Source organism: Pseudomonas sp. P5_B2 (assembly GCF_056400445.1).
In genome coordinates, this window is sequence record NZ_JBFULH010000023.1 from 1 (window position 1) to 13684 (window position 13684).

12 protein-coding genes and 1 riboswitch are annotated in these 13684 nt (G+C 58.4%); of the genes, 5 read left to right on the forward strand and 7 right to left on the reverse strand.

Going from position 1 to position 13684, the window contains the following annotated elements:
* Positions 1-56: 56 nt before the first annotated feature.
* Together AC1DRJ_RS04605 and AC1DRJ_RS04610 are read right to left on the reverse strand one after the other, a co-directional pair.
* On the reverse strand, positions 57-440 hold the full coding sequence (locus AC1DRJ_RS04605) for an MAPEG family protein (protein ID WP_477801051.1): 384 nt from the start codon (positions 438-440) through the stop codon (positions 57-59).
* 40 nt (positions 441-480) lie between these two features.
* Entirely contained in the window at positions 481-1314 is an 834-nt protein-coding gene (locus AC1DRJ_RS04610) for an EamA family transporter (protein ID WP_477801052.1), read from the reverse strand.
* A gap of 217 nt (positions 1315-1531) precedes the next feature.
* On the opposite strand from AC1DRJ_RS04610, the gene AC1DRJ_RS04615 reads away from it, so the two are divergent.
* Complete coding sequence (locus AC1DRJ_RS04615) at positions 1532-2701, forward strand: MFS transporter (protein ID WP_477801053.1); 1170 nt, start codon at positions 1532-1534, stop codon at positions 2699-2701.
* Between the two features lie 120 nt (positions 2702-2821).
* On the opposite strand, the gene AC1DRJ_RS04620 is transcribed toward AC1DRJ_RS04615, so the two are convergent.
* Positions 2822-3706: a formate/nitrite transporter family protein gene (locus AC1DRJ_RS04620; RefSeq protein ID WP_477801054.1), complete on the reverse strand. Its 885-nt coding sequence runs from the start codon at positions 3704-3706 to the stop codon at positions 2822-2824.
* Positions 3707-3911: 205 nt separating this feature from the next.
* Positions 3912-4316, reverse strand: a complete 405-nt coding sequence (locus AC1DRJ_RS04625) for an acyl-CoA thioesterase (protein ID WP_477801055.1) — start codon at positions 4314-4316, stop codon at positions 3912-3914.
* A gap of 206 nt (positions 4317-4522) precedes the next feature.
* A riboswitch (S-adenosyl-L-homocysteine riboswitch) is annotated at positions 4523-4625 on the forward strand.
* Between the two features lie 23 nt (positions 4626-4648).
* On the opposite strand from AC1DRJ_RS04625, the gene ahcY reads away from it, so the two are divergent.
* The 4 genes from ahcY (at position 4649) to AC1DRJ_RS04645 (ending at position 10127) form a co-directional block, all read left to right on the forward strand.
* Positions 4649-6058, forward strand: coding sequence for an adenosylhomocysteinase (ahcY, locus tag AC1DRJ_RS04630; RefSeq protein ID WP_477801056.1), 1410 nt, complete (start codon positions 4649-4651; stop codon positions 6056-6058).
* Between the two features lie 185 nt (positions 6059-6243).
* Positions 6244-7089, forward strand: coding sequence for a methylenetetrahydrofolate reductase [NAD(P)H] (metF, locus tag AC1DRJ_RS04635; protein ID WP_477801057.1), 846 nt, complete (start codon positions 6244-6246; stop codon positions 7087-7089).
* A 124-nt stretch (positions 7090-7213) separates the two neighbouring features.
* Complete coding sequence (locus AC1DRJ_RS04640; protein WP_477801058.1) at positions 7214-8029, forward strand: substrate-binding periplasmic protein; 816 nt, start codon at positions 7214-7216, stop codon at positions 8027-8029.
* Positions 8030-8252: 223 nt separating this feature from the next.
* Positions 8253-10127 carry a DEAD/DEAH box helicase gene (locus AC1DRJ_RS04645; RefSeq protein WP_477801059.1) on the forward strand — a complete coding sequence of 625 codons (1875 nt, stop codon included), beginning with the start codon at positions 8253-8255 and terminating at the stop codon, positions 10125-10127.
* Positions 10128-10420: 293 nt separating this feature from the next.
* On the opposite strand, the gene AC1DRJ_RS04650 is transcribed toward AC1DRJ_RS04645, so the two are convergent.
* From AC1DRJ_RS04650 to AC1DRJ_RS04660, 3 genes are all read right to left on the reverse strand, one after another.
* Positions 10421-11005 (reverse strand): YceI family protein, encoded by a 585-nt coding sequence (locus tag AC1DRJ_RS04650; protein WP_477801060.1) that lies wholly within the window; start codon positions 11003-11005, stop codon positions 10421-10423.
* A 32-nt stretch (positions 11006-11037) separates the two neighbouring features.
* Positions 11038-11589: a cytochrome b gene (locus AC1DRJ_RS04655; RefSeq protein WP_007945455.1), complete on the reverse strand. Its 552-nt coding sequence runs from the start codon at positions 11587-11589 to the stop codon at positions 11038-11040.
* 262 nt (positions 11590-11851) lie between these two features.
* Positions 11852-13576 carry a flavin monoamine oxidase family protein gene (locus AC1DRJ_RS04660; protein ID WP_477801061.1) on the reverse strand — a complete coding sequence of 575 codons (1725 nt, stop codon included), beginning with the start codon at positions 13574-13576 and terminating at the stop codon, positions 11852-11854.
* Positions 13577-13684 lie beyond the last annotated feature (108 nt).

A 13684-nucleotide genomic window follows, 5' to 3' on the forward strand; every position in this document is an offset into this window, starting at 1 on the left:
TCAAATGTGGGAGCGGGCTTGCTCGCGAAGGGGCCGGCAGAGTCACCGGAGTGTTGTCAGACCGACACCACAAAGAAACTGACAATCAACCCCATCCCCACAAACCACACCAACGACCRCAAAATCGCCCAGTCTGCCAGATAGCAAATGATGTACAGCAACCGGCTGGTGATGAACATCACCGACAGCACATTGATCGTCACCAACTCGGCATTTCCGGCCAGGTGCGCGACGATCACCGCCGCAGCGAATGCCGGGGTCACTTCAAAACTGTTCAGTTGTGCGGCATGCGCACGCCTGCCCAAACCCTCCAGCGAATCGAGAAAATCCCGGGGATCATGGTTGTCTTTCAACCTGTACCCGCCACTGGCCTTGGCAACACCCGTGCAGATATACGGCAGGAAAATCGCGATCAAAATGCACCACAAGGCAACCGTCATAAAGTAGTCCTTTCTTCAATTTTAGACATTCGGGTTTCGGTTAAAACTTCATCACCAACATGCCGATCAACACTAGCCCACAGGCCAGAAGTCGTGGCCGGCCGAACGGTTCCTTCAGGTAGCGCATGCCGAACAGCACCACCAGAATCACGCTGATTTCACGCAGCGCCGCGGCTTCGGCAATCGAGCCCAGCTGCATCGCCCACAGCACCAGAGCGTAACTGAACAACACGCAAAATCCGACCGCCAACCCCAGCCGCCACTGCTCGCGCCAGAACAGCATGAACGCCGGCCGTTTGCGCACCAGCGCCAATAATGGAAACGGCCAGGCGCTGAGCAGTGTGACCCAGACCAGATAATCCAGCGGGTGCGACCAGCGCCTCAATGCCTGGCCGTCGATGAAGGTATAACACCCGATGCACAGCCCGATCAGCGCCACCACCGGCAGCATCGACCAGGGCAAACGCGCACCACCCCCTCCCTGCCACAGCAGGCAAAGCATGCCGAACGGAATCAGCAAGATCCCGAAGACTTGCTGATTGGTCAGCACTTCCCCGGCGAAGATCAGCGTCAGGGCCAGCACCACCAGTGGCGACAGTCCGCGCATCAACGGATAAACCAGCCCCAGATCACCGACCCGATAGGCCTGGATCAGCAGATAGCGATAGAGCAATTCGAACGCCGCCGACGCCAGGATCCATGGCCAGATTTCAATCGGCGGCACGTTCACGAATGGCAACATCACGGCGACAAATAACATCGCCACACTGTCCATGCAGGCCACCACCAGCAAGCGTTCCGCACTGAATTTGATCAGGGTATTCCACGCTGCGTGCAACAGCGCTGCGACTAACACCAGTGCTGTTGCAAGCACGGCACACTCCTTTATTTGTTTTTGTTCCCTTCGGGAAGCGCCCAGATAATTGATTCGCCATATGTCGGCAGTGTTTATACTGCACGCGACCACGCCGCACTCAGTTGCGCACAGACTAATTCCAATAATTTCTGTCCATGCCCGCTCTCACCGAGAACGGTCATCGGCATGCGTATGCCTGATCACAGCGTCAAGACTACCGACAGAGACCTTGCGCATGCCACTCGCCTTGCTTGCCCTCGCTGTTGCCGCATTCGGCATCGGCACCACTGAATTCGTCATCATGGGCCTGTTGCCCGATGTCGCTCGCGACCTCGCCGTCAGCATTCCGAACGCCGGTTTGTTGATCACTGGTTATGCCCTGGGCGTGGTGTTCGGCGCGCCGATCCTTGCGGTCGGCACCGCCAACATGCCGCGCAAGGCGACATTGCTGGGGATGACGCTGATGTTCATCCTTGGCAACGTCTTGTGTGCCCTGGCGCCGAACTACGCCACCTTGATGGCTGCTCGCGTGGTCACTGCACTGTGCCATGGTGCGTTCTTTGGTATCGGTTCAGTGGTCGCGGCCGGCCTGGTTGCACCGAATAAACGGGCACAGGCCATTGCCATGATGTTCACCGGCCTGACGCTGGCCAATGTGCTGGGCGTGCCATTGGGCACCGCGCTTGGGCAATATGCCGGCTGGCGCTCGACCTTCTGGGCGGTCTCTGTGATTGGTGTGATTGCCGCTATCGCGCAATGGCGCTGGCTGCCGAAACACATCGCCATGGACAAGGCCAATCTCGCCAGCGAGTTCAAGGTGCTGGGCAAGGTCAATGTGTTGTTGGCGCTGGGCATGAGCGTGCTGGCGTCGACCAGTCTGTTCAGCGTGTTCACTTACATCGCGCCGATCCTGCAAGACATCACCGGCGTCAGCCCGCATGGCGTGACGATCATGCTGTTGCTGTTTGGCGTGGGTTTGACCGCAGGCAGCATGCTCGGCGGTCGACTGGCGGATAGTCGTTTATTGCCTTCACTGGTCGGTATGGCGCTGGCCGTGTTGGTGGTACTGGCGGCGTTCACCCAGACCAGCCACACGGTGATTCCGGCGGCGATCACGCTGGTGCTGTGGGGGATTTTTGCGTTCGCCCTTTGTCCGATCCTACAACTGTTGATCATCGACCAGGCGCACGAAGCGCCTAATCTCGGCTCCACGTTGAATCAGAGTGCGTTCAACCTTGGCAACGCTGCCGGTGCATGGATTGGTGGACTGGTGGTTGCCAGCGGCGCCGACCTGGCGGACTTGCCGTGGACCGGTGCGATGGTCAGCGGTTTGACCGTGCTGACGGCGCTGTTGTTTATTTACCTGCAGCGTCGTAGTGCGGCTGCGGTCAATGTGTCTGGCTGATTGACTGCTCTGCTGCTGAAATAGCTATCGTCGGCAAGCCGGTCTCGCTTCCACATGGAGAGTGTCTATTCCTGTGGGAGCAGGCCTGCTCGCGAAGAAGCTGACGCCGTGCACCTGTCTTCACCCCTCTTCGTGCTTGCGTGGATCCGGCGCCTGATCCGAACTCTTCTTCGGCGGCCCGCTCTCGCTGCGAATCTGCGCATGGCTGATCAGCGCAAAGATGCAGCTGCCGCCAATGATGTTCCCCGCCAATGTCGGCCCGGCGAACACCAGCCAGAAATCCTTCCACGGCAACTCGCCTGCAAACACCAGGTACGACACCTCGGCGGAACCGACGACGATGTGGGTGAAATCACCCAGCGCCATGAGGTAGGTGATGAGGATGATGATCCACATCTTTGCACTCTCCATGGACGGAATCATCCAGACCATGGTGGCGATCATCCAACCCGATACGATGCCCTTGGCGAACATTTGGCCGGTGTGGTTTTCCATGACTTTGCGGCCGATTTCGAGAAAAGCCAGATCGGTTTTGCTGTCGAAAATTGGCAGGTTCAGCATCACATAAGCCACCAGCAACGTGCCGCACAAGTTGCCCACCAGCACCACCGTCCACAGCCGCAACAATCGACCGAAGTTGTTCAATGTGGGTTTGGTCATGACCGGCAGCACAGCGGTCAGGGTGTTTTCGGTGAACAACTGCTGACGGGCGAGTATCACCGCGAGAAAACCGGCGCAGTAGCCGAAACTGGCGATCACCTTGAAATGCTCGCCATCCGGCAGCCGGGAGTTGAGCAACCCCATGGCCATCAGCGACAGGCCCATGGTCAGGCCCGCGGCCAGCGCCGACCACCACAGCGCCGCGACGCTGCGCTCGAGCTCCTGATCGCCTTGGGTGCGGATGATTTCGTGCAGCACCGCCGCACGGGGGGGCTGGTTTTTGTCGACTTCGTGCCGTTCTTCAGCCGAGAGGTTCGGGGTCTTGCCGTCTTTTGGGGTGTCCATAGCGTTCCTGAACCGGTGGCGTGTCATTTAGGTACGACACGCGTGGTTCGGAGCTGTTCAGTGGTGCGCTAAATCATCGCTAGCAAGTAGACCGCCTTCGCGAGCAAGCCCGCTCCCACATTAGATCTTCAGTGAACACAGCATTTGTGATCGACTGAAATTAAGTGTGGGAGCGGGCTTGCTCGCGAATGTCGCGCCACCGCTCTCACTCGGCAGCGATATCTTCCTGAAACTGGTCTTTGACGTATCTGATCTCAGTACGACCATGCGGCGCCGGCAAGCCATCTTCGCCCAGGTTGACGAACACCATCTTCTCTACCGTCAGGATGCTCTTGCGGGTGATCTTGTTACGCACTTCACACGTCAGGGTGATCGACGTGCGCCCGAACTCGGTGGCGGTGATGCCCAGCTCGATGATGTCGCCCTGGCGCGAAGCGCTGACGAAGTTGATTTCGGAAATGTACTTGGTGACGACGCGCTGGTTGCCCAGTTGGACGATGGCATAGATCGCCGCTTCTTCATCGATCCAGCGCAACAGGCTACCGCCGAACAGCGTGCCGTTAGGGTTGAGGTCTTCAGGTTTTACCCATTTGCGGGTGTGGAAATTCATATTCACTCCAGAGAAGCAGCTTTGAGCAGGCAAGCTGAAAGCTGCAAGTAAAAAGCCGGTCGACTCGTTCTTGTAGCTTGCCGCTTGCAACTGGTCGCTGCAACTCGCAACTTGTCGCTTGCGGCTTGCAACTTGAAGCTCAAAGAAAGCTATAATCGCCACCGTTTCAAAACGGTCATCTTCTGTTGATACCGTTTTCCCGCCACCTGTCCGAGGGGCGCTGCAGCAGGTTCGACCTGTCAGGCTCGGATGGGGCGTTGCTTGGCTGTGATCAGCCAGACACTAAACGCACAACGGCGCCCATTCGCATACATTACGAATGGAGGCTCTTCATGAGCGCTGTTATCACGCCTGCAGATTTTAACGATTACAAAGTGGCCGACATGTCCCTGGCTGCCTGGGGCCGTCGCGAAACCATTATCGCCGAATCCGAAATGCCTGCCCTGATGGGTCTGCGCCGCAAATACGCTGGTGAGCAGCCGCTCAAAGGCGCGAAAATCCTCGGCTGCATCCACATGACCATTCAGACTGCCGTGCTGATCGAAACCCTGGTTGCCCTGGGTGCCGAAGTGCGCTGGTCGTCCTGCAACATTTTCTCGACTCAAGACCAGGCCGCTGCCGCTATCGCTGCTGCCGGCATCGCGGTTTACGCCTGGAAAGGCGAGACTGAAGAAGAGTACGAGTGGTGCCTGGAGCAAACCATCCTGAAGGATGGCGCGCCTTGGGATGCCAACATGATCCTCGACGACGGCGGCGACCTGACCGAGTTGCTGCACAAGAAATACCCGGAGATCCTGGACCGCGTCCACGGCGTCACCGAAGAAACCACCACTGGCGTACACCGCCTGTTGGACATGCTGGCCAAGGGCGAGCTGAAAATCCCGGCCATCAACGTCAACGACTCGGTGACCAAGAGCAAAAACGATAACAAGTACGGCTGCCGTCACAGCCTGAACGATGCGATCAAGCGCGGGACCGACCACCTGCTGTCCGGCAAGCAAGCGCTGGTCATCGGTTACGGTGACGTGGGCAAGGGCTCTGCTCAGTCTCTGCGTCAGGAAGGCATGATCGTTAAAGTCTCCGAAGTTGACCCGATCTGCGCCATGCAAGCCTGCATGGACGGCTACGAGCTGGTTTCGCCGTTCATCGACGGCATCAACGACGGCACCGAAGCCAGCATCGACAAAGCACTGCTGGGCAAGATCGACCTGATCGTGACCACCACCGGCAACGTCAATGTTTGCGACTCGAACATGCTCAAAGCCCTGAAGAAGCGCGCTGTTGTCTGCAACATTGGCCACTTCGACAACGAAATCGACACCGCTTTCATGCGCAAAAACTGGGCGTGGGAAGAAGTGAAGCCACAGGTTCACAAAATCCACCGTACCGGCCCGGGCGCTTTCGACGCTCAGAACGACGACTACCTGATCCTGCTGGCCGAAGGCCGTCTGGTTAACCTGGGCAACGCCACTGGTCACCCAAGCCGCATCATGGACGGTTCGTTCGCCAACCAAGTACTGGCGCAGATATTCCTGTTCGGCCAGAAGTACGCCGACCTGTCGCCAGCCCAGAAAGCCGAGCGCCTGACCGTTGAAGTACTTCCGAAGAAACTCGACGAAGAAGTGGCCCTGGAAATGGTCCGTGGTTTCGGCGGCGTTGTGACTCAACTGACCAAGACCCAGGCCGACTACATCGGCGTGACCGTCGAAGGTCCATTCAAGCCGCACGCTTATCGCTACTGACAGCAGCTGCGAGCTACAAGCTTCAAGCGGCAAGTAAAAGCAGTTCGTTTACTTGAGATTTGAGGCTTTCAGCTTGTTTCTTCATCGCTATTACGCAGCCGCGAGTTGCATGCTTCAACTACAAGAGTCGGCGCTACGCCCTCTTGCAGCTTGAAGCTTGCAGCTTGCAGCTGGAGGTCCCCTCCATGTCCCAAGACCGTCGCTACAGCTTCGAGTTCTTCCCTACGAAGACCGATGCTGGGCATGAAAAGCTGCTCGCCACTGCCCGTCAGCTGGCCACGTACAACCCCGATTTTTTCTCCTGCACCTATGGCGCTGGCGGTTCGACCCGTGATCGCACCCTCAACACCGTGTTGCAGCTCGAAAGCGAAGTCAAAGTCCCTGCCGCACCGCATATGTCTTGCGTGGGCGACAGCAAGGACGACTTGCGCGGCCTGCTGGCCCAGTACAAGGCTGCCGGCATCAAGCGTATCGTTGCCCTGCGCGGTGACCTGCCTTCGGGCATGGGCATGGCCAGTGGTGAAATGCGCCACGCCAACGACCTGGTCGAATTCATTCGTGAAGAGACCGGCGATCATTTCCACATCGAAGTCGCCGCTTACCCGGAAATGCATCCGCAAGCGCGCAACTTCGAAGACGATATCGCCAATTTCGTGCGCAAGGCCAAAGCCGGCGCCGACAGCGCGATCACTCAGTACTTCTTCAACGCCGACAGCTACTTCTACTTTGTCGAGCGTGTACGGGCGCTGGGCGTGACTATCCCGATCGTTCCGGGGATCATGCCGATCACCAACTACAGCAAACTGGCGCGCTTCTCTGACGCCTGCGGCGCGGAAATTCCACGCTGGATTCGCAAACAGCTGGAAGCCTACGGCGACGATACCCAAAGCATTCAAGGCTTTGGTGAACAGGTCATCACCGAGATGTGCGAACGCCTGTTGCAAGGTGGCGCACCCGGCCTGCACTTCTACACACTGAATCAGGCCGAAGCGAGCCTGGCGGTGTGGAACAACCTGAAGCTGCCGCGCTAAAACAGTGCAAAACCATGAAAAGGCTCTGGCGAAATCCAGGGCCTTTTTTGTGGGAAGTGCCTTGTGCCAGAGCTTCTGGATCGGGGTTCTGGCTCTTTATGATTTCTCGTCGTAATCTCAGACCATGCCCCTGATTTCGCAATTTATGACAGTGCTTCTTTTTACTTGCCTGAGCTTTGCCGCCCGGGGCGAGAAGCTGCGCATTGTCACAGAGCCCTGGGCGCCCTACGTTTACGAGGAAAATGGCAATTTCTTAGGGCTGGATTACGAAACCACGGCCATTGTGTTCAAGCGCCTGGGGATCGAGGTGGAATGGCAGTTCCTGCCGTGGAAACGCTGCTTGTCGATGCTCGAAACCGGCCAGGCGGATGGTGCACTGGACATTTTCCACAGTGATGAGCGGGACGCGACCCTGCTCTATCCCGCTGAGCCACTCTCGGAAGTCGAATTCGTGATGTTCTACGCCAATGCCCGACCCTATCCGTTTCGCACCCTGGATGATCTGAAAGGCCTGACCATCGGCACCTCGCCGGGCTATCTCTACAGCAAGGACTTCAGCGAATCGCCGCTGTTCACCCGTGAACCGGCGCCGACCCATGAAGCCAACTTCGGTAAGCTGGTACGCGGGCGGATCGACCTGTTGATCACGGATCGCCGGGTCGGCCAACACTTGCTCGATCAACTGGGCATCCGCAACAAGATCACGGAAAACCCGGCCGTTATCAGTCACCAGAGCCAGTTTCTGGCGGTACGTAAAAATGCCGGTATGGATTTGCTGGTGCAACGTTTCGGTGCCGAACTCAAGCGTTTCAAGCGCGAGCCCGCCTACGCGGAGCTGAGCGCCCGTTACGGCGCGGAACCCGGTACGGCCATCAACGTCACCACGGCGACTGCGCCCCCTGCAAAAACCGTTGAGCAGCAGGAAAGCGGCGCGCAGTGATTGCTCTGTTATACTCCGGCCTTCCCGCCAGGCTCACGCCCGGACGCTCGGACTTGTTCAAGGCATCTAGACCCCGCTACAGCGCAGCTCTTCAGCCCGCGCGAGCACTCCAGACGAGCTTTCAAGGCCCAGCAGGACCGGACGGGATTGCGTTCCTCTTAAACGCTATTCGCGCCAGGCAAGACTCCCATTGGGCCAAGCCCTAACTAAAACAGGATTACTCATGTCCTTTGCTTCCCTCGGTCTCTCCGAGGCTTTAGTCCGCGCCATCGAGGCAGCGGGCTATACCGAGCCTACTCCGGTGCAACAGCGGGCCATTCCCGCCGTGTTGCAAGGTCGCGACCTGATGGTTGCGGCTCAGACAGGTACTGGCAAAACCGGTGGCTTCGCCCTTCCGATCCTGGAGCGGTTGTTCCCTAACGGTCACCCGGACAAATCCCAGCGTCATGGCCCGCGCCAACCGCGCGTACTGGTCCTGACCCCAACTCGCGAACTCGCAGCTCAAGTCCACGAGAGCTTCAAGGTCTATGCCCGTGACCTGAAGTTCGTCAGCGCCTGCATCTTCGGCGGCGTCGGCATGAACCCGCAGGTTCAGGCCATGTCCCGTGGTGTTGACGTGCTGGTGGCCTGCCCTGGCCGCCTGCTCGACCTCGCCGGCCAAGGCAGCGTCGATTTGTCCCACGTGGAAATTCTCGTGCTGGACGAAGCCGACCGCATGCTCGACATGGGCTTTGTCCATGACGTGAAGAAGGTGTTGGCCCGCCTGCCCGCCAAACGGCAGAACCTGCTGTTCTCGGCGACGTTCTCCAAGGACATCACCGACCTCGCCGGCAAGCTGCTGCACAACCCGGAACGCATTGAAGTCACGCCACCGAACACCACGGTCGAGCGAATCGAACAGCGCGTATTCCGTCTGGCCGCCAACCACAAGCGTTCGCTGCTGGCCCACCTGATCACCGCTGGCGCCTGGGAACAAGTGCTGGTGTTCACCCGCACCAAGCACGGCGCCAACCGCCTGGCCGAGTACCTGGACAAACACGGCCTCAGCGCCGTCGCGATCCACGGCAACAAGAGCCAGAACGCCCGCACCAAAGCCCTGGCCGATTTCAAGGCCGGTGAAGTGCGCATTCTGGTGGCCACCGACATCGCCGCTCGCGGTCTGGACATCGACCAGTTGCCACACGTGGTCAACTTCGAACTGCCGAACGTCGACGAAGACTACGTGCACCGTATCGGCCGTACTGGCCGCGCCGGTCGTTCGGGCGAGGCGATCTCGCTGGTCGCGCCGGACGAAGAGAAGTTGCTGAAAAGCATCGAGCGCATGACCAAGCAGAAGATTGCCGACGGCAACCTGATGGGCTTCGACTCAAGCGCTGTAGAAGCCGAAAAGCCTGAAGTTCGCGAGCGTCCGGATGTGCGTAACCCGCGCAATCCACGTGGCCCGCGCGGCGACGGCCCGAACGGCACCGGTGGTGGCGGCGGTCGTAAAGACAAGGGCAAGGACAAGGGTGGCAAGGAAAAACCTGCCGCCACTGGCCGTGGCGAACGTCCGGCGCGTGAACACAAGCCACGCGAAGGCACCCCGGCTCGCGAGCAACAGCGTCCGGCACCTCGCGCCGCCGCAGACCGTGCTCCGGACGAGTTCCTGGACGACGATGTCGATAACTTCGGTAACCGCGTTGATTACGTCCCTCAAGCCAAACCGGCTCAGGGTCGTGGTCGCCGTCCAGGTGCTCCGGCACAAGGCACAACCGCTGGCGCAGGTGCTCCGCGCACCGGCGGCAAGCCGCAGGGCCGCCAAAGCGGGCCGCGCAGCAGCGATGGCGCCACTACCGGCACGCCACCGGCCAAGCGCAGTGGCCCACGCAGCGGCGCTCCACGTGACGGTCAGGCCCGTCGCGAAGAAGGTCGCAACCGTCGCCCTGCTCGTGACGAGCAGCCGCGTTCGGAACCGGCCGTGCAGAACCCGCGCGGTCCTGCGCCGAAGATCATTCACAAGGAGTCGAAAACTGATCGTTTCCCGACTCCTGAGCAACTTGATCAACTGCCAGGCCGTCCGCGTGGCGAAAAACCAGCGTTGCTGACCCGCAATCGCTAAGTTTTTCCAGCCATAAAAAATGCCCCTGGTCTCACGATCAGGGGCATTTTTGTTTTCTGGAGCAGGCATAAATACTGAACTCACTAAAGATCAAATGTGGGAGCGGCGGTGCGACGATTCGACTTGCTCGCGAAAGCGGTCGGTCAGTCGACATCAATGTTGAGTGTTAAACCGCTTTCGCGAGCAAGCCCGCTCCCACAGTGGTTCGGTGGTGTATTTGAAGATTTTTATTCGGCAACAAAAAACGCCCCCGACCGTGAGATCGGGGGCGTTTTTTATGTCAGGCGCGAAAGTTATTTCGCTTTGACACCTTCAAACGTTACATAGATCTGGACTGCATCGGACGATGGGCCCAGGTCTTTCTGCTTGCCGAAATCGGAACGCTTGAGGTCGAAGGTGCCCTCGAAACCGGCACGGTAGCCGCCCCATGGATCCTTGCCTTCACCCAAGAAAGTCGCCTTGACCACGATTGGCTTGGTCACGCCAAGGATGGTCAGGTCGCCAGCCACGTCGGCAGTGTCTTTGCCAGCGGCGTTTTTGCCGGTGGGTTTGACGCTGGTGGAAACGAATGTAGCCTTACTCCCGTTCAGGAAGTCTTTGCTGGAGATGTGCTTGTCGCGCTCAGCGTTGTTGGTGAAAACGCTCGCAGTGTTCACGTTGAACTCGATCTTGCTGTCTTCTGGCTTGGCAGCATCAAAGCTGAACTTGCCGTCGATGTCCTTGAAAGTACCGGTTATGTAGCTGTAACCCAGGTGGCTGATCTTGAAATCAACGAAGGCGTGCTGGCCTTCCTTGTCGACGACGTAATCAGCCGCCATCACGTTGGCGGACAGCAGGGCCGAACCGATTGCCAGAGCAGCGAGTGTTTTTTTCAACATACTTTCTATTCCTTTGGAGTCGAGGTTGAACATCAGGCTTTGCGCCCCAGCATTCGCGTCAGGGTCACATCACGATCGATAAAGTGGTGCTTCAGTGCTGCCAACGCATGGAAGCCGGAAAAAATGACCAGCACCCACGCCAGGTACAAATGAATCACACCGGCGGTGTCTGCCTGATCCGGTAGTCCGGAAACCAGCGCAGGAACTTCAAACAGGCCAAACACCGGGATCCCGACGCCTTCTGCGGTGGAAATCAGGTAACCGGCAATCATCACAACGAACAAATTGAGATACAGAAACAAATGGCCGAATTTGGCGCCCAGGCGCGTCATGCGGCTATAGCTTTGCAGCGTAGGTGGCGGTGGGCTGATAAAGCGCCACAGCAACCGTAGGACCATGACAGCCAACAACACCAGACCAATGCTTTTGTGCAATTCCGGCGCCTCTTTGCGCCAAGTGCTGTAGTAGTCGAGATCGATCATCCACAAACCCAAAGCAAACAGACCGAAGACTGCCAGCGCCACGCCCCAGTGCATGAAGATGCTGACCCAGCCGTAGCGAGAGGTTGAGTTTCGTAGTTGCATTGCCAAGTCCTTGTAAGTGCTGGCCCAAGACTAACGAGTTATCTATCGAATTAAAGCCGAAAATTTTGCTTTGAAATATCGAGAAATACGATCAAGAGATTGAAATAGGTGTGTTAAGGAAAGATTAAAGACCACTGCGTGAGAAAAAATGCACTCCGACTAGAAAACACCTACTCCCCGGGCTTTATTCGATTCCCGCTACTGGTTTTCTTCAGGCATAAAAAAACGCGACATCTCTGCCGCGTTTTTTTAACCCCGACGCTTACTGCGCCTTGGTAACCGTTGTCGCTGTCGCAGCGGGTTTAGTCGCTGGTTTCTTCACCGGAGCCTTTTTGGCTTCGGTTTTGGCGGCAGGCTTCTTCGCCGGAGCTTTCGCCGGTGCCTTTTTGGCGGGCTCGGCTTTTACTGGCGTTGCAGGCTTCGGCGCTTCGACAGGTGCCGGTGCAGCTACCGGAGCTGGGGCCGGTGCGGGTGGAGTGACAGGCTCAGGTGCCTTGACCGGCTCTGCCTTCTTGGCGTCATCCGAACCACCGAACAGGTTGCTGAAGAAGTTACCTTTCTTCGCTGCCACCGCGCCGGCTGCCGCTGCGGTCGCCACTTTCGCCGGCTCAAACGACTTGCCCGCCGCCAAGTCTTCAACCTGACTGGCCGCACGCTGGCCGGTGCGCAATGCGCCTTCCAGGGTGCCTGGGTACAAGGTATCAGTGTGTTCGCCGGCAAAGGTTACACGCTGAATCGGTCGCTCCCACAGGCGCCAGTATTTGCTGATCTGGCCCGGACCGAAGGCCAGGTAAGCGCCGCCCATCGTAGGGTCGGTGCTGTAGCGGCGCAGTTCATAGCCGGTGAACGCACCACGCGCCTGCGGATAAAAGGCGTGCAGGCGAATCAGCACTTGATCGACGACTTGCTTGTCACCAAACGCCTGCATCACGCGTGCGTTGTCGCCAGCCAGGTTGATCACCACATTGGCGCCGCCCTTCGGTGCCGGCTCGATCCACAACATGCCAAGGCCGGTGTTACTGAAGATCTCGCCGGACATGCGGGCTTTGGGTTCCCACACCGGCGTCTTGAACTTCAGCATGATCTGGTCGTGCCAACCGTAGTTGGTGCCTTTGATGGCGTCCATATGCTTGGCATCCAGCGACGGGGTCATCTGGATCTTGCCCAGTGCGCGCAACGGCACGGCCAACACCACGTAGTCCGCTTGATAGCCGACGCTACCGACTTTGACGGTCACGCCGTCCTTGTCCTGAGTGATCGACGAGACCGGGGAGTTGGTCTTGATGGTTTTCAGCTGTTTGACGAAAGCGTCGGCCAGCATCGGGCTGCCGCCCACCAGTCGCGAAGCACGCAGATCACGATCGGATATGCCACGGTAAACACGGCCCTGTTGTGCGAAGTACAGCAACGACAGACGCGAAGGTTCGTCATAGCGGGTACGAATCTGCTGATTCACCAACTGACGGGCCGTGGTTGGCAGGTTCAGACGGTCGAGCCAGTTGGCCACGTTGATCTGGTCCAGCGCGAACAGTGTGTTGTTGGCGGCAGGGTTCTGCGGGTCGTCAATCGAGCGCGCCAGATCATCCACGGTTTTTTCGTAGCGCTTGAGCGCTTCGGCGGTGGCCGGTTGCTTGGTCGCCAGATCGGCGGCGGTGATGTACTCACCGTCGATCAGGTAGCTCGGCGTGCGCACGAATTCAGGGGCTGGCGTGGTGCTCAGCTTGAAGGTCGACACGTACTTGTTCAGCACAGGCTGAGTCTTGTCGTTACCGATCCACTCGCTGGTGGCCATGCCGGAGCGACCGCCCAGGCTCGATTTGGCTTCCAGCAGCGTGACCTGCCAGCCTTTGTTCTGCAACTCGTAAGCCGCGGTCAGGCCAGACAGCCCGCCACCGATCACGATTACGGTTTTATCCTTAGCCAGCGCAGACACGCTGAACAGCCCCAACATCACCAGCGCACAGGCGCGCAGCCAACCGACAGACATTCAGCGAACTCCGGAAATAAATGTGGAAAAAAGCAGTTTTACGAGTCAGTCGACTCCAAGAACCGCGAAGGATACGTCAGGCTTCAGACGCCCGCCAGCAACGTCTAT

Bases quoted from the DNA above. Each gene is read 5' to 3' on its own strand.
- AC1DRJ_RS04650 (WP_477801060.1), bottom strand. From the start codon at position 11,005: ATGTTGAAAAAAACACTCGCTGCTCTGGCAATCGGTTCGGCCCTGCTG.
- metF (WP_477801057.1), top strand. From the start codon at position 6,244: ATGTCCCAAGACCGTCGCTACAGCTTCGAGTTCTTCCCTACGAAGACC.
- AC1DRJ_RS04625 (WP_477801055.1), bottom strand. From the start codon at position 4,316: ATGAATTTCCACACCCGCAAATGGGTAAAACCTGAAGACCTCAACCCT.
- AC1DRJ_RS04645 (WP_477801059.1), top strand. From the start codon at position 8,253: ATGTCCTTTGCTTCCCTCGGTCTCTCCGAGGCTTTAGTCCGCGCCATC.
- AC1DRJ_RS04615 (WP_477801053.1), top strand. From the start codon at position 1,532: ATGCCACTCGCCTTGCTTGCCCTCGCTGTTGCCGCATTCGGCATCGGC.
- AC1DRJ_RS04640 (WP_477801058.1), top strand. From the start codon at position 7,214: ATGCCCCTGATTTCGCAATTTATGACAGTGCTTCTTTTTACTTGCCTG.
- AC1DRJ_RS04655 (WP_007945455.1), bottom strand. From the start codon at position 11,589: ATGCAACTACGAAACTCAACCTCTCGCTACGGCTGGGTCAGCATCTTC.
- AC1DRJ_RS04660 (WP_477801061.1), bottom strand. From the start codon at position 13,576: ATGTCTGTCGGTTGGCTGCGCGCCTGTGCGCTGGTGATGTTGGGGCTG.
- ahcY (WP_477801056.1), top strand. From the start codon at position 4,649: ATGAGCGCTGTTATCACGCCTGCAGATTTTAACGATTACAAAGTGGCC.
- AC1DRJ_RS04620 (WP_477801054.1), bottom strand. From the start codon at position 3,706: ATGGACACCCCAAAAGACGGCAAGACCCCGAACCTCTCGGCTGAAGAA.